The sequence below is a fragment of the Akkermansia muciniphila genome, assembly GCF_030848305.1.
Lineage (GTDB): Bacteria > Verrucomicrobiota > Verrucomicrobiia > Verrucomicrobiales > Akkermansiaceae > Akkermansia > Akkermansia muciniphila_A.
In genome coordinates, this window is the sequence record NZ_CP114598.1 from 1,685,051 (window position 1) to 1,710,597 (window position 25,547).

Consider the following 25,547-nt stretch of genomic DNA (forward strand, 5'->3'; position numbering starts at 1 on the left):
TTCTGAAGACGCCGGGAACGGAACGCCGGCGGCTGGGATGGGTGGCTGATTTCCTGCTCTGCCGTTGTTAACGGGGGACGAGCCAGGGTGAAGTGGGCGCTTCTGGATTGGACGATACATCTGCGGGGGAGCCCTCGGCCACGATATTGCCGCCGTGCCTGCCGGCTCCGGGGCCCATGTCCACCAGGTAGTCCGCGGCATTGAGCAGGTCCTTGTGGTGTTCCACGCAGAGGATGGTGTGCCCGGCATCCCTCAGGCGGAAAAGGGCTGCCAGGAGAAGGGCCACTTCATTGAAATGAAGGCCGTTGGTGGGTTCGTCCAGAATGAACAGGGCCCTTTTCCCGTCTTCCGCCAGTTTCCAGGCCGGGGCTTTGGCCAGTTCCGCAGCTATTTTTATGCGCTGGGATTCTCCTCCGGAAAGGGTGTCCGCCCTGCGGTTGAGATGGAGGTATCCCAGCCCTACGTCCTGCATGCTTTTCAGGATGGCGGCGGCTCTGGGCAGGGAGGAAAAGAAGTCCGCCGCTTCGTCCACGGTCAGGGCCAGCGCCTGGGCAATGGATTTCCCTTTCCAGGTGACTTCCAGCGTTTCCCTGTTGTAGCATTGCCCGTGGCAGGCGTCGCAGGGCATGGCCACATTTCCCAGGAAGTTCATGTCCACTTCAATCATGCCCGTTCCCTGGCACCGTTCACAACGGCCTCCGCGAATGTTGGGGGAAAAGCGCGCCGCCGTATATCCCCTCTGCTTGGAAAGGGGGAGCTGTGCGTAAAGGGGGCGCAGCACCTGGAGCAGGCCGGTAGCGGTGGCCGGCGTGGAACGCGGCGTTTTGCCGATGGGCGACTGGTCGATGACGACAAGGCGGTTGAAGTGCTCCGTTCCCTGCACGCGGCGCGGAATATCCTTTTTCCCGGAGAGGGCTTGCCTGACCGCGGGGATGAGACACTCCCGGACGAGGGTGGATTTCCCTGAACCGGAAGGGCCGGAGATGCAGGTCAATGTACCAACCGGGATACTCAGAGTGACATTGTTGAGGTTGTGTTTGTCCGCTCCGGTCAGGACCAGACGCTCCGCAGGAGCCGTCTTGTGTCCGGAGGCGGGCATGCTTCGCTTGCCTGAAAGCCATTCCCCGGTGGGGCTCCCGGCATTTTCCAGTATTTCCGCAAGGGAGCCCTGCGCCAGAATACGGCCTCCGTTGGTTCCGGCTCCGGGGCCCATGTCCACCAGGTAATCCGCCGCGGTTAGAATTTGCTCATCATGTTCTACGACCAGGACCGTGTTGCCCTGGTTCCGGAGCGTCCGGAGAGCGCGGAGCAGGCGGTCCGTATCGGCGGGGTGCAGTCCGGCCGTGGGTTCGTCCAGGATGTAAAGAACTCCGGAAAGGCCGCCTCCCAGCTGGGAAGCCAGGCGCGCCCTCTGCAGTTCGCCTCCGGAAAGGGTGTTTGCCTGGCGGTCCAGAGACAGGTAGGAGAGCCCCAGCTCATTCAGGAAGCGCACGCGTTTGTTGATTTCCTCCATGAGCGGGTTTAATGCCGCCGCCAGGGAAGGGGGCGTTTTCAGGCGTTCCAGTTCTCCGGCCATATCTTCCAGCGGAAGAGCCGTCAGTTCCGCCAGATTGTAGGCCCGGTCCGGCACAGACATGGTGACGGCCAGGGCCAGAGGGGAAAGGCGCTTGCCTCCGCAGGCGCGGCACGGGCCGTTTTCCTGTTCATTCAGGCCGGTTCCCCGGCAGGAGGGGCATGCCCCCAGCGGGGAGTTGAAAGAAAAATGGCGGGGAGTAAGCTGGGGCAGAAGGAAGCCTGTTTCCGGATTGCGGTAGCGGGTGTGGAAGGCCCGGATTGAAGCTTCCTCTCCCGGTATGGTGATGATGGCCCGCACCTCGTCCGGATTGATACGGAGAGCCGTTTGCAGGGAATCCGCAATGCGCGATGCCGTATTTTCCCCTCTGACGATGAGGCGGTCAATGACCAGGGCCGCGTCCGGAGGCGGGGGGGCGGGGGAGCTTATTTCTTCAATATCCCGCATTTCTCCGTTCCAGTAAACCCGTAGGAAGCCCTGCCGCTGGAAGTCGCCAAGCGTTGCTGCGGGGTCCTGGGACAGCAGGTTTTCTGCCGGAGCGGCCAGAACCAGGCGCGTGTGTTCCGGCAGGGAAACGAGTTCCTCCGTAATCCGGTCCGGGCTTTTGCGTTCCAGTTCCTTTCCTGTCTCCGGGTCATGGGGCGTGCCGGCGGCTGCGTAAAGGATGCGCAGGTAGTCCAGAATTTCCGTGATGCTCCCCAGCAGGGTGCGGGAGCTCTGCTGCCTGGCGGATTGCTCCAGGCACAGGGCCGGGGGCAGCCCGGTAATGCTGTCCACTTCCGGTTTTTCCGGTTGATCCATGCCCTGTCTGGAGCGTGCCGACAGGCAGTCCAGAAAACGCCTGCGGGATTCGGAAAAAAGCGTATCAAACGCCAGGGATGATTTTCCGGAGCCGGAAGGGCCGCAAAATGCGATGAGCTTGTTGGACGGAAGATCCAGATCCAGATTCCGGAGGTTGTGCTGGCGCGCGCCGCGGATGGAGATGGGAAGATTCATGTTATGCAAGGCGTGTAAAGGCTCCCTGGTGTGAGCCGCCTTCCTCAATGATGAGACGGCGCGCCGTGATATCTCCCAGGAATTTGGCGTGCCGGTGGATGGTGACGGTTTCATCCGCCGTAAGCGTTCCTTCCAGAGAACCCTGTATCCAGATGTTCTCCACGCGGATGGTGCCTGTGACCAGCACCGTCGTCTTTTTTTCCACCACCATCCTGCGGGCGGAGATGGAACCGGAGATGTGCTGGTCCGTTTTAATTTTGCAGACGCCGCGGCACAGGAAATCACCGGATGCCCTGCCGTATAAGACCAGATCGCGGCATTCGATGTTCAGCCCTTTCAGGTCTGCATTGGCCTGTACGGTAACGCTTCCGCAGGTCTGCACCTTGGTCCGGTGCGTTCTGCTGTGTAAAATGACGTCGTCCAGTTTGATATACGCGGAGCAGTGGCCGCACCTGGCGGAAACTGCCGTGGCGGGGACGGAAGTGATTTTGCGGCAGGAGAAGCATTCCACTTCCCGGGCTGGCGCCGGGCTGCTTTCCGCAGTTGGCGGGAGTGTCCAGGGCGGCGCCGGAGAAGGGTGGCTGATTTTTCCGGAGGGCGCGGCGCTGGTCCGGGGAACGGGATGGAAGGAAAAGTTCATGGAACAAAGAGGGCGGCAAAAGAACGGTCTGTTCTTTTGCCGCCCCGGAGAATGGCAGACGGAGAGTTTTTTTATTCCGCGTCAATATCCAGCGTGCTCTGGCTGGCCGGAGCGGGGGATTCCGGCTCCGGAGCAAAGGCCTGGACGGAAGCCGCCTTCTTGGCGGCGGAGATTCCTGTGGCGCCTACCGTGGGTGCGCCTACGGTAGAATGCCCGATGAAGATGGCGCCGCCTTCAATAGCCAGGGAGGCTGCCTGGATATCCCCTACGAGTTCCGCCGTGCTTTTCAGTTCCACGCGGTCCGTGACCGTTACATTGCCGATGACCTTGCCGTGGATGATGACGGACTTGGTGTTGATTTCCGCCCGGATGACGGCGTTCTGGCCTACGGAAAGCACCCCTTCGGAGGAAATGTCGCCTTCCACGGTGCCGTCAATCAGCAGGTCGTCGGAAAAGCGCAGGGAACCGATTACCTCCACATCGGAGTTCAGCACATTGCGGGTCAGCTGCTGGACGCGGGTGGTGGGGGCGTAGGAAGGAGCGGCTTCCGCAACCGGTTCGGGGATATCCTGGCTCTTGGCTACATCCATCCAGCTGGGGGTGGATTCAGGATTTTTATTGCCCTTGGGGGCGGGAACGGTGGTGAATGATCCAAACATGGCGTTAAAAAGAGGGGGGATGAAAGGTAAGGTGGGAGCTCTTGAAACTCGTCCGGTTTAATGTACATCACCCACATGTGGATGTGAAACAATTTTCTCCGGCAGGGATAAAAAAATGTGTCTGTTTTTTATCGTTGCGTTGCCTTGGGCGTTCCGGTAGTGTTTGACCATCTTTTCGCGATTGTTTTCTGTGGATATTTCCGTTTTAAAATGAGTGATTTATTTGAAAAAAAGCCATTCCTTTGCCCGACCGTGCGCAGGAGCGGCGGAAAAGCGGGCTTTGCGCTGGGCCGCATTCTTGCCGTCATCTTTTTCATGATCGCGCTGGGAATGTTTTTCGGCGGTCTTTTCTTCTGGCTCCAGAAGCGCCAGGCATCCCTGGATTCCGGGGCGGCCGCGCGGATTTGCGCCACGCCGGAGATGCTGTCCGGAGAGTTGAAAGCCGCGCTGAAAGACAAGGTGGACTATAGTTTCTGGCCTCCCTGTCACGTTCCTCCGATGGAGAAGCAGGATCTGTTGCGCAACTGCCTGGCGGAAGCCCAGAAATACCTGAGCGCCGCGGATGTGGTTCAAAAGTCTTCTTTTGTGTGGAAGTCCCTGCAATCGCTTCCCTTGATGGTCAGGCATTACGCCGTGTCTCCGCCCGAGGCGATTGTCAGCAGGCCCAAGGGGCCTAAAAGCTTTGCCGTATTTGAGGTGGAGGGGCTTCCCTGCGCCCAGCTCCTGGTTGGCTTTGAAAAGACTCCCGATATGGAATTCTGTTTTTTCAAGGATGAACAGGATGGTTCCTGGAAGCTGGACTGGCAGCAGTTTGCCCGTTTTCAGCCGATGAACTGGGAGGATTTTGTACGTGGGAAAGGGGAGGACATCGCGGAATTCCGCGTATGGATGGTTCGGGAGCGCATGTCGGAAAATAAGGATGAGTACGCATTTAAGCTGATTGCTCCCGGAATGAACGGTTCCGAAGACCGCAGCATTGCCCGGCCCATGGTTTATGTCCCCAAAAAATCGGAAATGGGCAAGCGTTTGTTCATGTTGTTTAAAATCAATGAGGAGATGGAACATTCCCCATACCGGGTGTTAAACGCCAATGACGAGGCCGGCATGCTCCGCGCGCGGGTTCTTCTCTCCCGCAGCAAGGAGCCCAACAGCAAGGGGGAATATTCCTTTACGCTGGTCAGGCTGCTGGGAGAGGGCTGGTACGGCCTTTCTTTCCCGGAATAAAAAACGGATTGAGCCGGTCTCCTGCTTTGCGGGGGATGAGCGTTGCGGTTTTACCGGTGGTGGAAACGGGGAGGGTGGCCTTCGTGAGGAGGCCTGGGGCGGTGGGGCCGGGAAGGGGGCGGACACGGCCTAAGGCGTGCGGCATGGTGTCCGCGGCAGACGCCCGCCGGCCAGAAAGGGCCGTGGTAATGCGGCCTGGGGTTCCATGCAGGAACATGGCAGCCGCGGTAGATGCCCCTGATGACGTAAATGGGTGCGCCTGCGGGGGTATAGGCGTAAATGGGCCGTCCGCATGGGGAATATCCCCAGATGGGGAATCCGGAGGGGTCATACAGGAAAACGGCTTGCCCTGCCGCAGGCATGCGGATTTCTCCATGCAGGTGAATCCCGGCTTCCGCAACGGGGGCGGAAAAGGCCAGGAGGGCAGACATGGCGCTTCCGGCGCAACAGAAAAGAAGGTATTTTCTGAAAGGGTTGTTTTTCATCGGTTTTTTGAATGGTGGTTGACGGCAGTTATCCGATAAAGCGGAGTCCCCGTCCCGTTTTGTGTAAATTTCCCAGTCCCGTTGTGCCGGGAGGGCGTGGGGGGAATACCGTCTTGACCTGGAGAGGCTCGCCGGGCAAAGTGACTGCGTGACGAAATTCAGACCATGCATTGATTTACACGACGGGCGCGTGAAGCAGATTGTGGGGGGCACCCTGACGCAGGACGGCGCCTCATTGCGCACCAATTTCGTCTCCGACCGCGGCGCGGCATGGTATGCGGATTTGTACCGCAGGGACGGCCTGCGCGGCGGGCATGTGATCAAGCTGGGACCCGGGAACGACCTTGCGGCGCGGGAGGCTCTGGCGGCATGGCCGGGAGGTCTTCAGGTGGGCGGCGGCATGACGCCGGAGAACGCGGAGGAATGGATTTCCGCCGGGGCCAGCCATGTGATCGTTACCTCCTGCCTGTTTGATGCGGAGGGAACGCTGCGGATGGACAGGCTGAAGGATCTTGTGTCCGCCGTGGGCGCGGAGCGGCTGGTGCTGGATTTGAGCTGCCGCAGGGTGCAAGGGGGCTGGGCCGTGGCCATGAACCGGTGGCAGACCCTGACGGAACTCCGGGTAACGGCGGAGACGCTGGATGTCCTGGCGGAACATTGCGCGGAATTTCTTATCCATGCGGCGGATGTGGAAGGGCTCTGCACCGGCATTGACCGGGAACTGGTGAACATGCTGGGAAACTGGCGCCGCCTGCCCATGACGTATGCCGGAGGCATCAGCCGCATTCAGGATATTGACGAAATAGACGCTTTGAGCGGCGGAACCATGGATGCTACGGTGGGGAGCGCTTTGGATTTGTTCGGCGGAGGGTTGATCAGGTATGGGGACCTGGTGGCCAGGCAGCGCGGGAAGTCCCGTACGGAAACGGTATGAAACTGGCCCTGAAAGTTGTTCCCAACGCGAAGAAGAGCGAGGCCGTGGGGTGGGAGGATGATCCCCGTGCCGGCCGCGCGCTGAAGCTGCGCATTGCCGCTCCTCCCGTGGAAGGAAAAGCGAACAAGGCCGTCATCCTTTTCCTGTCCGCATGGCTGGATATTCCCCGGTCCTCCGTCAGTCTGCTGCGCGGGGAGTCCTCCCGCCTGAAAGTGGTGGAACTGCCGGACGGATGCGAAGGAAAACTTGCCCGACTGCTTTCTGATGCGGATGCTTCCGGCGTTTAGGGAAGCCGTGCGGAAGGCCGGCATTTTCTTTTCTGCGTAGATGGGTTGCATCAGGCGCGTTCATTACGCGTCAAACGTCATCCATGTCTTAGCACGCCGTTGACGCATCCGGTAAAAGAATTTACATTGTCCGCATGAGCGACGAAGAGAAAGAGAAAAACGCGGAAGCGGAAGAGCTGGAAGCGCAGGAACAGGCTCAGAATGCTCCTGCCGAGGGGAAGGAAGCGGAACCTTCCCTGGAAGAGGAATTGCTTAAATGGAGGGATGCCGCCATGCGCACCGCCGCGGAATATGATAATTACCGCAAGCGCATGGTGAAGGAAAAGGAAGAATGCGCCAAGTTCGCCAACCAGCGCCTGCTGGAAGAACTTCTTCCCGTCATTGATAATTTTGAAATGGGCATGGCCGCCGCCAGCGCAGATGCCTCCTCCATGATTTACATCGGCATGAGCATGGTGAAGAAGCAGCTGGACGAATTTCTCGCCGGCAATGGCGTGAGCGCCGTGGATCCTGTGGTGGGAAGCATGTTTGACCACGCCACGGAGGAGGCCCTTCAGCGGGAACCCTCCGACCAGCCGGAAGGCACCGTATTGCGCGTTATCCGCAAGGGGTATATGCTGAAGGACAGGCTCCTGCGCCCGGCGAACGTGGTTGTCGCCCATACTCCGGAACCCGAACCGCAAGTCTGACCGTTTTTTAACATTCACGCCACATGGCTAAAAAAGATTATTACGAGATTCTCGGCGTTTCCAAGGACGCTACTGACGATGAGATTAAGAAGGCTTATCGCAAGCTGGCTTTAAAGTACCATCCGGACCGCAATCCGGACGACCCGTCCGCAGAAGAAAAGTTCAAGGAACTGGGAGAGGCCTATGAGGTGCTTTCCGATGCGGACAAAAGGGCTGCCTACGATCGCTTCGGCCATGCCGCCTTTGAACAGGGCGGCCCCGCCGCGGGCGGCGGTTATGCCGGGGGCGGGTTCCAGGACCCGATGGATATTTTCGCCCAGATGTTTTCCGGCATGGGCGGTTTTGCGGATATGTTTGGGGGCGCCGGCCGCGGCGGCCAGAAAAGGTCCACTAAAAGGCCCGGCTCCGATTTGCGCTATGACCTGGACATCACGCTGGAAGAGGCCGCGAAGGGCTGTACCAAGAAACTTGAAATTGAGCGTCTGGTGACCTGCAAGACCTGCCACGGCACCGGGGCCAGGGATGGAAAGGAAGCGTTCAAATCCTGTCCTACCTGCCAGGGGCGCGGCATCATTACCCAGCAGAGCGGCTTTTTCGTCCAGCAGTCCACCTGCCCCACCTGCCACGGCACCGGGGAAATCATCTCGGATCCATGCCCCGTCTGCCGCGGGGAAGGGCGCGTCAGGGAGGATTCCCACATCACCATCCGTATTCCTGCGGGCGTTGCCACGGGCAGCCAGCTCCGCATCGCCGGGGAAGGGGATGCCGGGGTGCATGGCGGCCCTACCGGGGATCTGCACGTGTTCATTGACGTCAAACCGCACGATATTTTCCAGAGGGAAGGCAATGACCTGAGCTGCACGGTTCCGGTGCCGCTTTCCCTGGCTGTCTCCGGCGGCAAGCTGAAGGTCCCCACGCTGGAAGGCGCGGCCACCATCAAGCTGCCGGAAGGAACGCAGAACGGCATGATCTTTCGTCTGCGCGGCAAGGGGGTAAAGGCCCTTCGCAGTTCGGACGTGGGGGATATGCTGGTGGAGGTGGAAGTGGAAATCCCCTCCCGGCTGACCAAGGAGCAGATGGATAAACTGAACGCGTTTGCTTCTGCTCTGGATGAAAATCGCAATCAGCCGGCTTGCGTGGAGTTTGCCGACAAGGCGGCGCGTTACCTGAAGAGCAAATAAGGTCCGTTTCCCTTTTTCAGACATGGCCCGCTTTTTTCTTCCGCCTTCCGAATGGGCTGCTTCCGCCTGGGAGCTGCGGGGGGATGAGGCGCACCATGCCGCCAAGGTTCTGCGTCTGAAGCAGGGTGACTCCTGCATCGTTTTTGACGGTTGCGGCCGTGCCGCCCGCGCTGTGGTGGCGGAACCGCCGCGCAGTTCCGGCGTGTTGCTGGTTCCGGGGGAGGAGTGTCCTCCTTCTCCCCCCGTGGCCCATTTGACGCTGTGCCAGGCTGTTCCCAAGGGCGCCAACATGGATCTCATTATTCAAAAGTCCGTGGAACTGGGTGTTTCTGCCATTATCCCGCTCGTGACGGATCGCACGATCGTGCGCCTGAATGCCCGGGAGGCTGAGGCCAAAAGGCAGAAATGGCAGCGCATTGCCCTGGAGGCCTGCAAGCAGTGCGGCCAGAACACGCTGCCTGAAGTGGCGCTTCCCGTTCCCTTCGCGGAATGGCTGCGCTGCGGAATTCCGGAAGGACTGAATATTATCGCCTCTCTGGTGCCCGGAGTGCGGCCGGTCAGGGAGGTGCTGGAGGCTGCCCGTTCCCGTTCCATTCGGCACGCTTCTCTGCTGGTGGGGCCGGAGGGCGATTTTACGGACCGGGAGACGGCCATGGCGTTGGAAGCGGGGTTTGCTCCTGTCACGCTTGGCCCTATCGTTCTTCGGGTGGAGACGGCCGCCTTTTTCGGCCTGGCCGCCATGCGGTACGCTCTGGACTAAGTTTTTTCCATACGCATTCCCATGTTCAAGAATATCATTTTCGACTGGTCCGGCACTTTGGTGGATGACCTGGCCCTGACGCTGGACGCCTCCAACTACGTTTTTTCCCAATACGGGAAACCCTGCATGAACAGGGATGAATTCCGCGCGGAATTCCAGCTCCCCTATCCGGACTATTATGCCCGGGTGCTGCCCCACGCGGATCTGGATGAACTGGAAGACCATTTCCGGTACGCCTTCCGCGTTTCCAACGCTCCGGTGGAAGTGCTGCCAAATGCCCGGGAATTCCTGGAATTCTGCCGCGCGCGCGGCGTGCGCTGCTTTATTCTTACCAGCGTGGACGCCAAAGAGTTTGATATCCAATGCAGGGAACTGGGCATGATGGAATATTTTGAAGCCATTCACGCTGGCATCCGCCATAAGGATGCCCACATTCATACCCTGCTGGCCCAGCACGGTCTGCATGCCCATGAAACCGCATTTATCGGGGACATGCAGCATGATGTGGAAACGGCCCATCACGCAGGCATCACATCCATTGCCGTCCTGACCGGCTATAATGACGCTGCGCAGCTTTCCAAGGCCAAACCGGACATGATTGTTCCGGACCTGCTTGTTCTGCGCACGCTGATGCGCCGTTACGCGCTCCCTTCCGATACGCAGGATTCCATTAACATCAACGGTCTTGAACTGGATACCTTCATCGGCGTTCCGGACGAGGAGCGCGCTTCCATGCAGACCCTGAAAGCGGACATCACTTTTTATCCGGAGGAGGCCTTGTCCGGACTGAACGATGATTTTTCCAGAACCGTCTGTTATGATTCCATGGCCCGTGCGCTCCGGGCGGAGGCCATGGCGCGCCCGCGCAAGCTGGTGGAAACGCTGGCGGAGGATATGGGAAACGTTTGCCTGAAGGAGTTCGGCGCGCGGCACGTGGTTGTTACTCTGCGCAAGTTCATCCTGCCGCGGACGGACAGCGTTTCCGTAACGGTGCATGTTTCCCGTCACCGGTAGGGAAGAGGTTTTCTACCGGATATCCACCGCTTTTTCTTCAGGGATCTTTTTTCCGTCTTTGGTGAAAGTGTTTTTCTCCGCCTTGACGCTGCCGGTATGGCGAGTGCGGATGGCGGTTCCGTTCTTGAGGTCAAACGTGTTTCCGGTAATAGTGATGTTCCGGTGAACCTCCCCTTCCGGCCGTGGGGCGTGCGGCACGATCTGGATGACGGCTTCTCCGCATTGAATAAAGGTATTGCGGGAAATGGTCATATTCCTGACCACACCGGATTCATACCAGCCGGAGGCGTCATCTTCCACCAGGATGGCGGGCATGCCCGTTTTCTCAAACCGGCACCGTTCAACCAGCACCGGCTTCCTGGTGGTAAGCAGGAAGCCCCGGGTGGGAATGTGGCGGCATACCGTGTTGCTGATATGGACGGATGGCGTCCATGTGACGTTTTCCACAACATCATTAGGCTGGATGTTTTCGGGATTGGGATGTTGCAGCGTAAGTTCTATTTCCTTTTCATTGAGTTGGTTGACGCCGGAAACGGTATTGGATGCATAAGGCACCAGCGTGTTGCTGGAAACATAATCGATCCGGTCTCCTGGGGCAAAGGCGTCAAAGCCGAAGGTCTGGGGATGCATGAACCGGACGGTGATTTTATTGGGGGCCGGCCTGCCTACAATGCGCAAGTGGGTGCCATGAACATTGATGGCGTCGTCATGGGAGGCTCCCAGCACGCAATCCTTGACGATGATTTTTCCCCTGCATCCGGAAAAGTGCAGATTATCCGCCCAGGATGAGTTGGTGCGGAGGGAGCGGGGGCGCGGAGCTATGTTCAAGCGGCTAAACATGATGTTCTCGCAGAACTGGGAAACGACGCCCATGCCGTGCATATAGTAAATATGGCAGTTATTCCAGAGGATGTTTTTGCTTCTGTATTGAAAGAAGCCGCAGCAGTCCCTGCGGGTATTGCGGTTCTGGTAGGATTGGCCCGGTTTCATGGTTGGGGAGCCTTCCTTGAACGTGATGCTGATTTTTCCGGGAGACAATTCTCTGATGACTGTTTTCCCGGGGTCGAAGCGGCCTTGGAAAGTGCCGGAAGCGGAATCGAAAACTTTGGAATACCCTCCCATGCGGAATTCCCATCCGGGGCCGTGCCAGGTCAGGTTCCCATCTTTCACTGTGTACAGGATTCCGTCCGGAATAGTTGCTTTCATGGTATTCCCTTCAACTTCCGTAACCAGAAATTCTCCCATGGTCGGATGCAGGTAGTCAAAACCCAGGCCGTTCAGGGAAACGTTTTCCGCATGTTCCATGCAGACAAAGATGGCTTTTCCCTCCAGAAGGATGTCGGTGGCTCCCGGTTTTCCCTCCAGGCGTATGTTTTTGGCTTCCGTCAGGCGGACAGCCATGGCCTTGGGCTCGTTGGGCGCATCGTTGGTGTTGGAAATCTGCGGTTTTCCGGTAATCAGGGCACCGTGTTTGAAGATATGCCTGCCGGGCATGAACCGGATGGTGACCGGGGACTGTTTGGAACCTTCCCCCATCAGTGCCAGGGAGACGGCGTGTTCCCCCGGATGGATGACGAGCGTATCTCCCCGCGCCATGATGAGGCGGTTGGCCGGAGCCATGCTTTTCCACGCCGTGGATGGGGACGTTCCCGGATTGCTGTCATTTCCCTTGTCCGGATTGATATGCCAGACATGGTTTCCTGCGGATTGCGTGCGCTCCGCCCGTTCCGGATAATCCGCTGCCGGGCATGGCCCGGTTAGCGTTGCGAGAATAAAAAGCAGGAAGGCCACGGGGTTTTGCATGCCGCAACTCCTACAGGAACACGGTTTTCGGGACAAGCATAATTCCCGCGGAGTTGAGAGAAAAACCGCAGCTTTTCCATGGCGCACCTGGGAGACCCCTATTTTTCATCCTTTCTGCCGGGGCGGGAAAGAAAGCCTACCAGCTTGTCATAATATGCCTTGGATTTGTCGTAGTAGGATTGGGGGTCAATATCCAGTTTGATGCGGAACAGGAGCCAGAGCTTGTGGAAGGTGTTGACGCGGTAGCGGATGTTGAAAATACGGAAGCCGCTCGCCTTCATTTTGTCCAGAATGGTATGGTAAATGAGCGCCATGGCCTGCGCCGGAACAAGAGCGGCTTTGTCTTCCGGGCTGAGGAGGTTGTATTCCCTCTCCGCTTCCGCAAAGAAAGTTTCCGCCAGATCCGCTTCATACTTCAGCAGATCCTGAAGCCGGGGGGAATACACCCTGCAGCGCAGGTCTTCCAGAGTGTATCCAAAGCGGTCCATATCCTCCTTGGGCAAATAAATGCGGTTGGACTTGCTGCAGTCTTCCGCCACATCCCGGATAATGTTCACCATTTGAAGGGCATGCCCCAGGGCAATCGCATACGGATAGGAAGCTTCTCCCGCCCCCATGATGCGGGCGGAGGTCAGTCCCACGCAACAGGCTACGCAGTAGGTGTAATCCAGAAGTTCATCACGGCTGCGGGGCTGCTGCTGGTTGATGTCCGAACGGCAGCCTTCAATCAGGTGCAGCATGGGAGTAGTGTCCAGCTCCAAATCCTGGATAAGGGCTATGATGTCCTCTTCCAGTTCCGTCAGTTCCAGGCCTTCTCCGCCGTTGATGACCTCCACCCAGCGGTTCAATGCGTCGTGGCGTTCGCGGGGAGTCATGCCCGGTTCGTCCACGATATCGTCCACCGTGCGGCAGAAAGCGTAAAATTCCGCCATATGGCGGCGTTCTTCTTCAGGAAGGTCAATGAGGGCAAAGGCCAGGTTGGACTTGGCCTTGCTGGTGATGGTTTGGGCTTGAGTCATGTCTTGACGGAGAAAACGTGCCTGCGAAAGGGATAAAAATCATGGAATCAGGCCCCAGTGGGAAGTAAAGGGCCACAGGCAGAAGCTGGCGGGACCTACGATGTTGTATTGGCGGACGGGGCCCCAGTACCGGGAATCAAAGGAGTTTTCGCGGGTGGAATTGTCCCCCAGCGCCACGTATTCACGCAGATAGGGGCGTTTGCTGTCGTTGGACAGATGCACGGTCCCTCCCTCCGTGATGTAAGCTCTGCCGTCCAGCAGGCTCAGGGGGGCGGGAAGGGCCACGTAGCCGCAGGGCTGGTAGGGGGGCTTGCCGGAAGCGACCCCCTGGATAGTCCGTTCCGTGGCGGGTTTCCCGTTGACGATGAGCTGGGAGTCCTGAATGGAGAGGGTATCCCCCGGAATGCCGCAGAGGCGTTTGACGTAGTGGGTTCCTCCTTCCTGGCCGGTGCTGCTTCCCTTATTGGCGATGCCTTCGATGCCGCGTGTATCAAAGACGAAGACTTCCCCGCGTTCCGGCTTGCGGAAGTGGTAGGCCATTTTATTCACCACGATCAGGTCTCCGGCGTCAAAACGGGCATTGACGATTGTGTCTCCGGGCAGATAGGTTCTGAACGGGGTGTGCCGTTCAGCTTCAAAGCGCGGCTCCTGATTGAGGAAGTAGCGGCGCGTTTCCGCTTCCGCCGCCGGGATTTCCAGCTTGGAGCCGTCATCGAAAATTACGTTGGTCACCGTGAGCAGGAGATACTTGGTGGCAGGTTCGAAGCGGACGATTTTCTTTTCCTTGGAGGCCGTTTCGTGCACATAGGAGCCGCCGTACAGGATCATGTCCCCGATTTTCTGCATCAGGGTGGGGCTCCCTTCCTGGGGAAGGGCGCGGATTCCGTTCAGGGAGGGCTGCATGGAACCGGTCGGGATGCGGAAGGGCTGGACTACGTAACAGCGCAAGCCCAGGAAAATGGCCAGAATCACGAACAGAACTTCCACGTTTTCCGCCAGGGCGGAAGGAACCGCTCCGGGAATGGATTCCAGCGTGGATTCCAGTTTGGCGGTAACGGTTTCCGCCTGCTGCCTGTCACCCCGGTAAAGGGCCGTTTTCAGCAGGTCGCGGCTTTCTTCAAACTCCGCCAGGCGTTCGGGAGGCAGAAGGTCGCGATTGTAATTGATATAGCGGCGCACTGTTTTCAGGGCCATACGCCCTTTCCGGCGCCATTTGGGCGTGAACCAGGCCAGAGGATGATCCAGAATAAACACCAGAACGGCGTCTGCAACCGGGAAGCAATCGTAAAGGGCAGCTAGGATGGACTTGTGCGGGCTATTCATGAAGTACGGCATCCATGATGCCCCGTCCGGAGGCGTCATGGAAGTTTATTTTACGTTACGGAAGCCCCATTTTTCCAGGATTCAGCAGATTTTTTGGGTCCAGGGCGGATTTGACCAGTTCGTGAAGGTGGAAGGCTCCTTCCCCCACGGCTTTCCGGAACCATTTGGCCTTCGCCAGGCCGATGCCGTGTTCCCCGGTAATGGCTCCTCCGTGCGCCAGCACCCAGTGGAACAACCTGTCCACACAGGCGTCCGCCAGGGCCTTCTTCTCCGGATTCGAGTAATCGTCCACCATGATGTTGGTATGGATATTGCCATCCCCGGAATGGCCGAAACACGCGATGTCCAGCCCTGTTTCCCGGTTCAGGGCCTCGCAGAATTCCACCAGGGCCACCAGGCGCGACCTGGGAATGACGATGTCTTCGTTGAGCTTGGTCATTCCGGTCGCTTTCAGGCTGTAGGAAAATTCCCGGCGGAGCTGCCAGATGGCTTCTGCCTCCGCTTCCGTGTCTGCGCGCAGAATTCCGGTTGCGCCGCATTCCTCCAGCAGGGTGCATAGGGAATCCAGTTCTTCCCGCACGGCAGGCCGTCTGCCGTCCACTTCCACAATCAGGTGGCCGCGGCAGCCGGAAGGCAGGGCGCTGTCCCCCAGATAGTTCCGGGCGGCGCGGAGAGTGAAGCTGTCCGTTATTTCCAGGGCGGAAGGAAGGTGCCCGCTGTTCAGGATGCGCTGCACGGCGGCGGCGGCCAGAGGGAATTGCGGGAAGCCGGCGCTGAGCGCGCCGAATGCTTCCGGGTGGGGGATGAGCCTCAGAACGGCCCGGGTGATGATGCCCAGCATTCCTTCCGAACCGATAAAGAGGTCTCCGAGATCGAATCCCGTCTTGTTTTTATGGGTGCGGCCGCCGCATTCCACTACCTCTCCGCTGGCAAGCACCACGGTCAGCCCCAGCACGTAAGCTTTGGTGACTCCGTATTTCAGGCACCTGGGGCCGCCCGCGTTCGTGGCGATGTTTCCCCCGATGCTGCATTCCTTCCTGGAGGCCGGGTCCGGAGGGTAGAACCATCCCAGAGCACGGGCTTCCCGCTGAAGATCCGCTGTGATAACGCCGGGTTCCACCACGGCAACGCCGTCTTCCGGGGATATCTCCAGGATACGGTTCATCCGTTCCAGGGAAAGGCTGATGCCTCCGCGCACGGGAACGCATCCCCCTACGTATCCTACCCCGCCGCCGCGGGCCGTGACGGGGATATTCATGGAGGATGCGTAGCGCAGCAGCAGGGAGACGTCCTCCGTGCTTTCCGGGAAAACGACTGCCTCCGGCAGAACGGAGGCGTACCATTTGTCTCCGGCGTGCGCCGCCAGCACATCCGGGGTTCCGGAAACTTTTCCAGGCCCCAGAATGCGGGAAATGTCTTCTTTCAAAGACATGGATTATTTGAGAATGGGGGTGCAGAAGCAGTCCGGGCGGTGGAAATCCGGATTGCCGGAAAGGTCGTCCGCCGTAGTCAGGAAAATCTGGTCCGGAGTATCCAGGATGAACGTGGCTGCCAGCTTGCAGTCGCGGATGTCCACGCCGCGCAGTTCGTTCAGAGGAATCCGGGCCATGGCGCACCAGCTTTCATCCGTTAAAATGCACTTGGTATCCACAGCCAGCGGAGCGGGAATGTCTTCATTGGCGCGGCGGGTGTCGGAAAAGGCGCAGGCCCACCATGCGCCGTTGGGCGCGAGGTTGAATTCCCAGTAATTGGTGCCGTCTCCGGCGGCCATGAACCATTCCGCCAGGTCGTAACGCCATAATTCCGGCTGGAACTGGCCGGGCCGGGCTTCCGGGTGGATGGTGGCTGCCTTGCTGCGGGAAGCCAGAAACCAGAGAAATTCCCCGTCCGTGGCGAAGGCGAATTCCGCGCTTGGCTCCACATCATAGCCGAACCAGTCGTTGACAAGTTCCTGGCGGGGCAGGGAGGCAAGCTGGTCAAAACTTCCGTTGAAGGCCCATTGGTGAATGATTACTTGCATACCGCCACATTTGGACAGTTTTCAGGTTTTATCAAGCCAGAACGTCTTACAGGCTTGGATATTGACGTGATTTCTCCATTATAAGGCCGTCATGCATTTTCAAAGGACGCTGAATCGGTTTCCCCGCGAAAATATCCCCGAATATCTGGCTGTGTTCATCGGCGGTTTCGGGGATATTTTGGCGGGTTGTCTGAGCCGTGTGGAAAAGGGATTTTCCGGTTTTTTGCCGGGTGTGGCGTACGCAACGGCTTATTACCACTGGGATGGAGGCGGCTGCGGCGTGTTTCTGGACAGGTGCGGAAAAATAGCGGTGGAGCTGGAAGAATTGAGAAGGAGATATCCCAGACTGCCTGTCGTGTTGATAGGACACAGTTACGGAGGCTCCTGCGCGGTGGAAGTAGCCAGGAGCCAGGCGGTTCAGGCTGCTCCGCTTTGCCTCCTGACCATAGACGCCGTGGCGCGCCGGCAAAAGAGCGTGCGTCCGGCCTGTGTGGAATGGTGGGGGAACGCTTACCTGCGGGACGGAGGCGGCTTCATGGACGCGGTGCCCAGAATAGGCGGACGCTGGGGGCATTGCTCCGGGGCTGATGCCAATCTGGCTTTTTCAGGCTTCCGGCGTGACCGGAAAGGCCGCCTTTATTCCCACCGACGTCCTGCGCCCATGCTTTATGAGCCGCCCGGGGAAGAAGCGCGCAGTCTGTTTCAAGCCGCTTCCTCCTGGCTGGAAGGAAATCTTCCGGATTGAGCCGCCGGAGCCGTGTTACCGCTTCAATTCATCCCACTTCACCAGTTGGGAGAGAAGTTGGCTGATGAGGCGTTCCGTCTGTTCCCGGGCTTTCTCTTCCGATACCCTGATCTTGTCCCCGTACGTGGTGGAAATCTGGAAATAGCACCAGCGTTGATCCATGCCGTGCAGAACCCTGTCTTTCATATCCATCAGGGTGCGGATCAAGTGGTCTTCCGTCATGTGGCGGTGGCCGATAAATACGTAATAATGCATGCTGTCCAGAATGACAGGTTGCGGATGGTCCGGAGCGATGTTCTGCTGGGATTTCAGCTTGGTCATCCTGATGGTTCCATGGCCTTCCACGGGGACATCCGCCGTGGTCCCCGTCAGGTTAAAGTGGCCCTGGGCCGGAAGGCAGCGTTCCGGACGGTGGATGGAGTTGTTTAAATCATGACCGGATCTAACGATGGAAACGCGGCACAGAACGGGTACGGTTTCCGTCTCATCCAGGCTGATGGGAAGTTCCTGCACGTAATCCGCTTTGGAAAATTCCGTGTCCGGGGCCAGGAGGCTCCGTTCCTGTTCAGATTCCTGACGGCGCGTGCCGTGCCAGCCGTACGGATTCATGCCTGTGGGGAGATCCATGCTGATGGAGGATTCCTGCACCTCCCCCTTGCGGGGCATCAGGTAAGTGCCGCCGAGCATGACGGCCATCAGGAAAGGGATGATGAGAATTTTGAGCGTTTTAATGTTCATGGCGGCGGAAACGCTTAATGGGACTTGTTCATTTTGACAACCAGTTTCTTTCGTTGTGACGGCTTCCATATCAGCTCCCCGGCCAGCAGGGAGTGGACGGCCGCCAGGCCGAAAAGGCTGATGGGGAAGAAAAACAGCAGGCCGGACCAGTCATGCCAGGTTTTTGACGCAAACTCGGGATCTCCGTATTCCGCCATCACCACGATACTGGTGATGCGGACACCGTTGCCGATGACAGCCAGGGGAATCGCGCTGAGGAAGAGCACACATTTTTTCCAGAATTTCAGGTCGGACAGGTAGGCCCAGGCCGCGGACAGCATGAGCAGCGCCATCAGGGAGCGCATGCCGCTGCACCCTCCTGCAATATTGAAAGCGTCCCAGTGTCCGCCGGTAGAGCGGATATTGGTGCCCTGCAGATAGGTATCTACCCCGAAGACGGTTGCTCCCCAATGCCCCAGCTCCGTCGCGATGATTTGCAGCCCTACCGTAGCCTGCTGGAAGGAGGGCAGGGGGATGCACAGCCAGAAAAAGAGCAGAGGGAAGGCGCACAGCCTGGCGGTTTGCGGTCCGGCCAGATACCAGGCCCCGCCCAGTAAAATCAGGGGAAGAGCGCCTACGGCCACGCGGGGCTGCCCCACGCGGAAAGAAAGCATCAGAAGCATGATCGCCGGGATGAAAAGAATCAGGCCGCGCCAGTCCATGCGTCTGGGAGCCTGGGCAATTTTCTTTCTGGCATGGTACAGCATGAAGGCGATGATGGGAACCACCAGCCAGCCGTGTTCATAATCCGTTTGCTTGTTCCAGGAGGAAATGAGCCACTGGATGCTGGTTTCATTTCCGGATGAACCGAATTCCGGGAATGCCAGATAAGTCAGCGCCAGCAGCAGCGTGCTCACGGCCAGGGAGGCGATCATGGGGGCGGTCAGAAATCTCTCTTTGCCGTCAGGAACGGGGGAATCCATCATGGAGAAAAATTAAATTGTGAGAATTAAGTATTGCGATTATGCGGACCTGTGTTCAGAATGCGTCCGCTTTTCAGTTTCCGGTATGAAGATTATCAGCGGTACAGCACACAGAGAACTTGCGGAGCGCATTGCGCAAAGCGTAGGCATTCAGTTGACGAACGTTACGGTGAATACTTTCCCTGATGGGGAAAGTTTTGTAAAGATAAATGAAAACATCCGGGGCAAGGATGTTTTCCTCATTCAGCCCACCTGCCCGCCCACGAACCATAATATCATGGAATTGTGCGTGATGGTAGATGCCGCCCGCCGCGCCAGTGCCGGACGCATCACGGCTGTTGTTCCCTTCTTCGGGTATGCCCGCCAGGACCGCAAGGACCAGCCCCGCGTTCCCATTACCGCCAAGCTGGTGGCCAATCTGCTGACGGCCGCCGGAGTGGACCGCGTGCTGACCATGGATCTCCATGCCGCCCAGATCCAGGGATTCTTTGATATTCCGGTGGATCACCTGTACGCCGCCCCCGTTTTAATCCGTCACCTGCGCGAACATTATGTTAAAGACCTCAAGAAACTGGTCGTCGTCTCCCCGGATGTGGGCGGCGTGAAAATGGCTCGCGCGTACTCTGACGCTCTGGGTGCGGAATTGGCCATTGTTGCCAAGCACCGCGTCAACGCCACCCATGTGGAAGCCATGAATGTCATTGGTGACGTGGAAGGTCGCGATGCCGTCCTGATTGACGACATGACGGAAACCGCCGGCACTCTGTGCGCTGCCGCCAATATCCTGAAGGAACGGGGAGCCCAGCGCGTGTTCGCCTGCGTTTCCCACGGCGTGCTGGGGGACATGGCCCGCGAACGGATTTCCGGTTCCTGCATTGAACGCGTTCTTACCTCCGACACTGTTCCCATGGCTTATGGCCCCAAGGTGGACTGTGTCAGCGTGGGAGATCTGCTGGGTCATGCCGTGCAGCGCATACATGACGGAGAATCCGTATCATCATTATTTGACATTTAGACAATTTTAGTGCAGAGTCCTGCGCCCTGACCTGAGTACCGGTTTACGCGGGTTCGGAAATCCCGGCGGGGCCTCTGCCTGAACCCGATTAGGAAACATCATCAATCAACACTCAATATTGCCTCTATAAAACATGGCTACATCCCATTCCCTCAAGGCCGAAACGAGAGCCTGCGGCTCCGGTAATCTGAAGCAACTCCGCAGCCAGGGCCTGGTTCCCGGCGTGGTTTACGGTCCCGGTTTTGACAACGTCAATATCCAGGTTGACGCCCGTGAATTTGCCCGCATGCTGGCTTCCGCCGTTTCCGAACACATCCTCGTGGCCCTGGATATCAACGGCAAAATCGTGAAGGTTCTCCTTAAGGAAGTGCAGCACAACCCCATCACCAACGCCTGCCTGCATGTGGACTTCCAGGCTGTGACCGACACCACGGTCATCCATTCCATTGTTCCCGTCATTCTGGAAGGCGATTCCGCCGGCGTGGCTTTGGGCGGCGTTCTGGACCAGACCATTCATGAACTGGCAATTATCTGCCAGGTGAAGGATCTGCCGGAAGCCATTAACGCTGACGTCTCCGGTTTGAAGCTGGGTGAAAGTCTGCGCATTGCCGATCTCAAGCTCCCCTCCGGCGTAACTACGGAACTGGCCGGCGATGTGATCGTCGCTATTGTGGAAGCTCCCCGTGTTTCCGGCGAGGAAGCGGCTCCGGCTGCTGAAGATGCTGCTGCCGAGAAATAAGTTTGATACATACTGTTTCTTCTTTTCCGGGTCCGGAGCCGTTTTTGCGGCTCCGGGCTTTTTTTTGTCGCCAACAGGGCGTCTTTTGATAAAGTGCAGGATACGTATTTGTCTGATCAATCTGGAAAAGCCTTAGATTTATGAACAAGTCCCTCATATTGGTGTTGGCCGCATTCGTTCCGCTTGCAGCTGCAGATGAAGTAAAACTCAAGGATGGAACCGTTTACAAAAATTGCACGGTAGAAGTGGAAACGCCGGAAAGCGTCAGCCTCCTGGTTCCCGTGTCCGGTGGGATCAAGGATTCCGTGACTGTGAAGAGGGATTTGATTGAATCCATCAGGAAGGCGACTCCGGATGAACTGGAAGCTGCCCGAATCGGCAAAACATATGCCAAACCGGAAACCATGAATGCCGGGGATTTGGAAAAAGCCTTGGCGGACCTGGACAAGACCATTAAAAAGAATCCCCAGGGGCTCGCCCATGACGCCGCCGTCAAGGCAAGGGCCAGAGTAGTGGTTTTGCTGGAAGAGAAGAAATTGACGGAGGAAGCACAGGCTGCTCAGGATGCCAGGGAGGAGGCGGAAGTGACCGTGCGCACCAAATACGATCATGAAGCCAACAAATTGCTGAAGCGTTTCAAGGCGCTTGCCGTGCGCAATCCATACCGGGCCATGGCCGTGTATGACCGCTTGCGCGACGGTTATCCCGGTTCCGCCGCTCTGGCGGATGCCTATCCGGATGCCGCCAGAATTGCCGGACAGCTCAACCGTAAGCTGGAGGTCATGATCGCCGCCAAGGAAAAGTCCCTGGAGAAGGAACGAGAAGCCCTGAGAAAAGAGGAAGAGAAGCGCCGCGGAAATCCCAAATTGACAAAGGAACAGCGTCAGGAGCTGATGGATGCTTTCCAGAAAAGGCAGACTGCCATCCGGGAACGTGAAAACCAGCTCACGGAAGTGTACCGTGCTTTGCGCAAGAAGGTCAAGGAACGCGGGGACCGGTGGTTTGAACCTACGGCAGGTTCTTTGGAAGCCATGAGAGACCTTAAACTGGTAGCCGCTACGGATGCGGAACGCTTAAAAAAACAGGACCCGGAAAACGGAGCCGGTTCCGCTGCGCTGGAAAAGGCCTGGAATCTGTGTGACGAGAAAAAATTTGACGAGGCTATGGAGGTTCTGACGGAGCTCCGGACCGCCCAGGTTCCCAGGGAATACTATGAGGAACTGACGGAAACGGTGCGCGTGGGATTGCGGGAACAGCGTGCCCGTGAACGTGCCGAACGTGCGGAAGCGGCACGCAAAGCCCGTGAAGACCGGGATAAGAAGCGCCAGAAGGAAAGAGACGAGGCGGCCAAGGCCCAAAAGAAATAATTCTGCCGTTTTCCGGAGAAAACGCTCCAGGGAAACATGTCGGAAATAGCGTTTGCGGATGGGATGGATCAAGTATGGGTTGATTCCATCCTGTCCGTCGGGCTTTCCGTCCGTCGGCTTTGCGCAATTCGTTGTTAAAGATTCCTGAAATTTTTCTGTCGGAGCGGTGCCGGAGGCGTGTTCCTTTAACGGTCTGCATGGTTTTTTGCGGGAAGAAGAGGGCAAATCTTTTCCCATGCGATATTTCCTGCTTTCTTCCGCCGCGTCTTCAGTATAGAAGTGCTGCATGAGGAACGCTTCTTGCAAACGGGTCACGGGTGAAACGGACATCAGCATGGAACTGAACCTGGACGGCACGGGATGCGCCGCCGTCGCAACGGGGCATGCATTTTTTGACCACATGCTGGACTTACTGGCCCGCCATTCCCTGATGGACCTGACCCTTCAGGCCCGCGGAGACCTGGAAGTGGACGCCCACCACACGGTGGAGGATGTGGGAATCGTTTTGGGGGAATGCATTAAAAATGCGCTGGGGGACAAAAAGGGCATTGTCCGCTACGGCTGTTCCTACCTGCCCATGGATGAAACTCTTACGCGCGTGGTGATGGATTTGAGCAACCGCCCGTATGTTGCTTTCCGTATCCCGGAAGGCGGTTTGCCGGATGCTCCCAACTTTCCGCTGACCCTTTGCGAGGAATTCTGCCGCGCGCTGGCCAATAACCTGCGTTGCAACCTGCATGTGGAAGTGCTTTACGGCAGGGATGGCCACCACATTGCGGAATCTGTCTTCAAGGGCATCGCGCATGCGTTGCGGCAGGCTGCGGCGATTGATCCCCGGGCCGCCGGGACGCTGCCTTCAACCAAGGGAATGCTGTAAAATACATGAAACTGGGCGTGATTGATTACGGTGCGGGCAATCTCCGCAGTGTGCTGAACACCTTTGAGGCCGCCGGCGTGACGGGGCACCTGGTGCGTACGCCGGAAGATGCGGCGGGCGTAACCCATTTGGTTCTTCCAGGCGTGGGCGCCTTCGGCGACTGTGCGGAAAAGCTGCGCCGCCAGAATCTGGTGCCCCTAGTTCGGGAGTGGATAGAGCGAGACAGGCCTTTTCTGGGCATTTGCGTGGGCTATCAGGTCCTTTTTGAAAGCGGGGAGGAAGACGAACAAGTCCCCGGACTGGGAATTCTCAAGGGTCGCGTGGTCCGGTTTTCAGAATCGGAACTCAAGGTGCCTCACATGGGTTGGAACAGCGTGGCTCTAGCCGATCCCGCCGATCCCATCTGGAAAGGCATGGGGAAGGAACCGTACTTTTATTTCGTGCATTCCTATTATCCTCAGCCGGAGGATGAATCCCTGATTGCCGCTTTCTGCACCTACGGCGTGCGTTTTGCGGCCGCTGTCAGATGCGGCAATCTGGTCGCCACCCAGTTCCATCCGGAAAAGAGCCAGAAACTGGGCGTGAAACTGCTGGAAAACTTTATTTCCCTGTAAGGCGGAAATTGCCGGCTCACAGGTTGCCGGCTCTTTTTCCTGACAGCAAGGGGGAGCAGGAGGGACGATGAATCAAATGAAGCGTGATTCTCGAAGAGCGGCCGATTAGTCTCTTATTGCCGGTTCCTGGTCAATATTGCTTTAGAGGCGGGGAATATTTGTTGAGCAGGGAGCTTTGCCTTCAGAGGGGAAGGGAGGGTAGTTCATAAGAAAAAAGAACCGCCCCTTCACGGGAGCGGTCCTTTTGGTAAAAAAGCAAGGAGCGGAAACTTCGTCCGCATGGGCCTGATTTAGCCGAGCACCTTGTAATACTGAAGGTGAATCTGGGGATTCAGGCGAAGGCGTTCGCGGATGGGCCTGATGGCGGAAGGTTCCGCAGAGAACGTGTAGGTCACATACTGCCCGGCGGAAAGGTGGTTGGATTCGTAGGCGAATTCGCGGCGGCCGGCGTTTTCCGTGGCGGTGATGTCGGCGCCTTCTTCCTTCATCGCGGCGGCTACGGTGCTGATCAACTCTTCAACGGGAGTTTCCGTACCCTTCATGTTGAATACGATAAGAGCTTCGTAATTTCTCATGGTCTTGTGATAATTAGAAATGTGTCGTGCGAACGGTGCGCACCTTGCGGGCAAGTAAGGTGCAATGATTGCCTTCAGAAAGCAAGCCTATTTTTTACCTTGTTTCCGGGAACATGCCGTTTCCTGCGTTTTACCCTCTCTGAGGCACGGAAGAATTGTTCTGCATGGCGTTTCCTGCCGGCGGCCTTTGCTGTAGGAGAGACGATTCCGGCGTTCGCTTGGCGGGTGCCGTACGGAAAAGAAGTGGACGCCGCAACTTAGGATATGATCTTTTCCCGGGTAAAGGATTCCTTTTCCTGCAAAAAAAGGAGGAACTGGCGGGAGGCAGATCCGCTGGAGCGGTTGCTGCCACGGGCAGAAGGGCTTTGTTCCCCTCCGGAACAGCTTTGTCTTGCGCAGGGTGTGGCGGGAAGAGCTCCGGAAAGAAGAAAAACGTTAACGCGTCTGCGCCATCTGTACGGCCAGCTGGAAAGCGTGGATGGTGCTGGACGGATTGGCCTTTCCGGTGCCCGCCAGGTTGAAGGCGGTTCCGTGGTCCGGGCTCAGCCGGGGGCGGGGCAGGCCCAGGGTGACGTTGACGGCGGTATGGAAGTCCACCAGCTTCAGAGGAATCAACCCCTGGTCATGGTAAGGGGCCAGCACGGCGTCATAGTTCCCTTCCACGGCATCCCGGTACACGCAGTCCGGGACGGAAGGCCCGTCAAATGCGGCATCCGTATTGATCCTCCTCAGTCGTTCCACGGCCGGGGAAATGATGGCTTCATCTTCATCGCCGAAAGCGCCGTGTTCCCCGGCGTGGGGGTTCAGGGCTGCCAGGGCGATACGCGGGCGCATGATTCCCTTGCGGATGCAGAAGTCTTTCAGCAGGGTTCCGATGCGGACCAGTTCCTCTGTTTTCAGCAGGGACGGCACGCTTTGGAGGGAGGTGTGGATGGTTGCCAGCCCCACCGTCAACCGTTTTCCAGTCAGGCACATGGCGTAATTGTTCGTTTCCAGGCGTTCTGCAAAGAATTCCGTCTGCCCCGGCCAGCGGAAGCCTGCCTCATGCAGGGTTTCCTTGCAGACGGGGGCGGTGACGACAGCGTCCACCGTTCCTTCCCGCAGGGCATGGGCCGCCTGTTCCAGATGGTCGAAGGCGTGTTTGGCGGATTCCGCGTTAGGCCTGCCCAGGGGAAGATTCTCTCTCTTGCCGATGAGGCGGTATTCCGCGCCTTCCGGGAGTTCTCCGGAAGCAAGCGCGGCGGAAATGACTTCCGGGCCTATGCCCGACTGGTCGCCCAGCGTGTATCCAATGACCGGTTTCATGAT

At 58.0% G+C, this 25,547-nt stretch carries 26 protein-coding genes; 13 read left to right on the forward strand and 13 right to left on the reverse strand.

Features of this window, described 5'->3' with window-relative positions; translation table 11 throughout:
• Nucleotides 1-67: 67 nt before the first annotated feature.
• The 3 genes from O4G22_RS07380 to O4G22_RS07390 all read right to left on the reverse strand — a co-directional run bounded on the left by O4G22_RS07380 (nt 68) and on the right by O4G22_RS07390 (nt 3,868).
• Nucleotides 68-2,569, reverse strand: coding sequence for an excinuclease ABC subunit UvrA (locus tag O4G22_RS07380; RefSeq protein ID WP_306701423.1), 2,502 nt, complete (start codon nt 2,567-2,569; stop codon nt 68-70).
• A gap of 1 nt (nt 2,570) precedes the next feature.
• Nucleotides 2,571-3,209, reverse strand: coding sequence for a polymer-forming cytoskeletal protein (locus tag O4G22_RS07385; RefSeq protein ID WP_094135331.1), 639 nt, complete (start codon nt 3,207-3,209; stop codon nt 2,571-2,573).
• A 71-nt stretch (nt 3,210-3,280) separates the two neighbouring features.
• Nucleotides 3,281-3,868 (reverse strand): bactofilin family protein, encoded by a 588-nt coding sequence (locus tag O4G22_RS07390; RefSeq protein WP_297404119.1) that lies wholly within the window; start codon nt 3,866-3,868, stop codon nt 3,281-3,283.
• 210 nt (nt 3,869-4,078) lie between these two features.
• Between O4G22_RS07390 and O4G22_RS07395 the strand changes: the two genes are divergently transcribed.
• Entirely contained in the window at nt 4,079-5,092 is a 1,014-nt protein-coding gene (locus O4G22_RS07395) for a hypothetical protein (RefSeq protein ID WP_297404118.1), read from the forward strand.
• 50 nt (nt 5,093-5,142) lie between these two features.
• Here O4G22_RS07395 and O4G22_RS07400 read toward each other — a convergent pair whose 3' ends face one another.
• Nucleotides 5,143-5,523 (reverse strand): hypothetical protein, encoded by a 381-nt coding sequence (locus O4G22_RS07400; protein WP_290489186.1) that lies wholly within the window; start codon nt 5,521-5,523, stop codon nt 5,143-5,145.
• Between the two features lie 202 nt (nt 5,524-5,725).
• Here O4G22_RS07400 and hisA point away from each other — a divergent pair, with 202 nt between their 5' ends.
• The 6 genes from hisA to O4G22_RS07430 all read left to right on the forward strand — a co-directional run bounded on the left by hisA (nt 5,726) and on the right by O4G22_RS07430 (nt 10,442).
• Nucleotides 5,726-6,511: a phosphoribosylformimino-5-aminoimidazole carboxamide ribotide isomerase gene (hisA, locus tag O4G22_RS07405; RefSeq protein WP_290489188.1), complete on the forward strand. Its 786-nt coding sequence runs from the start codon at nt 5,726-5,728 to the stop codon at nt 6,509-6,511.
• Entirely contained in the window at nt 6,508-6,798 is a 291-nt protein-coding gene (locus O4G22_RS07410; protein WP_297545120.1) for a DUF167 domain-containing protein, read from the forward strand. Before hisA ends, O4G22_RS07410 begins: the two co-directional genes overlap by 4 nt.
• A gap of 134 nt (nt 6,799-6,932) precedes the next feature.
• Entirely contained in the window at nt 6,933-7,487 is a 555-nt protein-coding gene (locus O4G22_RS07415) for a nucleotide exchange factor GrpE (RefSeq protein ID WP_094135326.1), read from the forward strand.
• 23 nt (nt 7,488-7,510) lie between these two features.
• The gene (gene dnaJ / locus O4G22_RS07420; RefSeq protein WP_290489192.1) at nt 7,511-8,668 is read left to right on the forward strand and encodes a molecular chaperone DnaJ; all 1,158 of its coding nucleotides are present in this window, start codon (nt 7,511-7,513) and stop codon (nt 8,666-8,668) included.
• A gap of 22 nt (nt 8,669-8,690) precedes the next feature.
• Nucleotides 8,691-9,428: a 16S rRNA (uracil(1498)-N(3))-methyltransferase gene (locus O4G22_RS07425; protein WP_094135324.1), complete on the forward strand. Its 738-nt coding sequence runs from the start codon at nt 8,691-8,693 to the stop codon at nt 9,426-9,428.
• A 21-nt stretch (nt 9,429-9,449) separates the two neighbouring features.
• A complete protein-coding gene (locus O4G22_RS07430) occupies nt 9,450-10,442 on the forward strand; it encodes an HAD hydrolase-like protein (RefSeq protein WP_295977916.1) in 993 nt (330 codons plus the stop codon).
• A 12-nt stretch (nt 10,443-10,454) separates the two neighbouring features.
• Here the strand turns inward: O4G22_RS07430 and O4G22_RS07435 are convergent, their stop codons facing one another.
• From O4G22_RS07435 to O4G22_RS07455, 5 genes are all read right to left on the reverse strand, one after another.
• On the reverse strand, nt 10,455-12,245 hold the full coding sequence (locus O4G22_RS07435) for an alpha-1,3-galactosidase-related protein (protein WP_290489195.1): 1,791 nt from the start codon (nt 12,243-12,245) through the stop codon (nt 10,455-10,457).
• Between the two features lie 98 nt (nt 12,246-12,343).
• Complete coding sequence (locus O4G22_RS07440; RefSeq protein ID WP_297545114.1) at nt 12,344-13,264, reverse strand: phytoene/squalene synthase family protein; 921 nt, start codon at nt 13,262-13,264, stop codon at nt 12,344-12,346.
• Nucleotides 13,265-13,303: 39 nt separating this feature from the next.
• A complete protein-coding gene (gene lepB, locus O4G22_RS07445) occupies nt 13,304-14,626 on the reverse strand; it encodes a signal peptidase I (protein ID WP_306701424.1) in 1,323 nt (440 codons plus the stop codon).
• 16 nt (nt 14,627-14,642) lie between these two features.
• Nucleotides 14,643-16,019: an FAD-binding oxidoreductase gene (locus tag O4G22_RS07450; RefSeq protein WP_306701425.1), complete on the reverse strand. Its 1,377-nt coding sequence runs from the start codon at nt 16,017-16,019 to the stop codon at nt 14,643-14,645.
• A gap of 3 nt (nt 16,020-16,022) precedes the next feature.
• On the reverse strand, nt 16,023-16,607 hold the full coding sequence (locus tag O4G22_RS07455) for a DOMON-like domain-containing protein (protein WP_094135318.1): 585 nt from the start codon (nt 16,605-16,607) through the stop codon (nt 16,023-16,025).
• 91 nt (nt 16,608-16,698) lie between these two features.
• Here O4G22_RS07455 and O4G22_RS07460 point away from each other — a divergent pair, with 91 nt between their 5' ends.
• Nucleotides 16,699-17,352, forward strand: coding sequence for a hypothetical protein (locus tag O4G22_RS07460; RefSeq protein WP_297545109.1), 654 nt, complete (start codon nt 16,699-16,701; stop codon nt 17,350-17,352).
• A 15-nt stretch (nt 17,353-17,367) separates the two neighbouring features.
• Here O4G22_RS07460 and O4G22_RS07465 read toward each other — a convergent pair whose 3' ends face one another.
• Nucleotides 17,368-18,090, reverse strand: coding sequence for an EpsI family protein (locus tag O4G22_RS07465; RefSeq protein ID WP_297407503.1), 723 nt, complete (start codon nt 18,088-18,090; stop codon nt 17,368-17,370).
• Between the two features lie 14 nt (nt 18,091-18,104).
• Nucleotides 18,105-19,055 (reverse strand): exosortase/archaeosortase family protein, encoded by a 951-nt coding sequence (locus tag O4G22_RS07470; RefSeq protein WP_094135315.1) that lies wholly within the window; start codon nt 19,053-19,055, stop codon nt 18,105-18,107.
• Between the two features lie 82 nt (nt 19,056-19,137).
• On the opposite strand from O4G22_RS07470, the gene O4G22_RS07475 reads away from it, so the two are divergent.
• From O4G22_RS07475 to hisH, 5 genes are all read left to right on the forward strand, one after another.
• The gene (locus O4G22_RS07475) at nt 19,138-20,067 is read left to right on the forward strand and encodes a ribose-phosphate diphosphokinase (RefSeq protein ID WP_012420508.1); all 930 of its coding nucleotides are present in this window, start codon (nt 19,138-19,140) and stop codon (nt 20,065-20,067) included.
• A gap of 133 nt (nt 20,068-20,200) precedes the next feature.
• The gene (locus O4G22_RS07480) at nt 20,201-20,806 is read left to right on the forward strand and encodes a 50S ribosomal protein L25 (protein ID WP_297545107.1); all 606 of its coding nucleotides are present in this window, start codon (nt 20,201-20,203) and stop codon (nt 20,804-20,806) included.
• A 140-nt stretch (nt 20,807-20,946) separates the two neighbouring features.
• Nucleotides 20,947-22,173: a hypothetical protein gene (locus O4G22_RS07485; protein WP_306701426.1), complete on the forward strand. Its 1,227-nt coding sequence runs from the start codon at nt 20,947-20,949 to the stop codon at nt 22,171-22,173.
• Between the two features lie 286 nt (nt 22,174-22,459).
• Entirely contained in the window at nt 22,460-23,050 is a 591-nt protein-coding gene (hisB, locus tag O4G22_RS07490) for an imidazoleglycerol-phosphate dehydratase HisB (RefSeq protein ID WP_012420511.1), read from the forward strand.
• Between the two features lie 5 nt (nt 23,051-23,055).
• Nucleotides 23,056-23,664, forward strand: coding sequence for an imidazole glycerol phosphate synthase subunit HisH (hisH, locus tag O4G22_RS07495; protein WP_094135310.1), 609 nt, complete (start codon nt 23,056-23,058; stop codon nt 23,662-23,664).
• A gap of 290 nt (nt 23,665-23,954) precedes the next feature.
• On the opposite strand, the gene rpsF is transcribed toward hisH, so the two are convergent.
• Both rpsF and pdxA read right to left on the reverse strand, forming a co-directional pair.
• Nucleotides 23,955-24,239, reverse strand: coding sequence for a 30S ribosomal protein S6 (rpsF, locus tag O4G22_RS07500; protein ID WP_012420513.1), 285 nt, complete (start codon nt 24,237-24,239; stop codon nt 23,955-23,957).
• A gap of 435 nt (nt 24,240-24,674) precedes the next feature.
• The gene (gene pdxA, locus O4G22_RS07505) at nt 24,675-25,544 is read right to left on the reverse strand and encodes a 4-hydroxythreonine-4-phosphate dehydrogenase PdxA (RefSeq protein WP_306701427.1); all 870 of its coding nucleotides are present in this window, start codon (nt 25,542-25,544) and stop codon (nt 24,675-24,677) included.
• Nucleotides 25,545-25,547 lie beyond the last annotated feature (3 nt).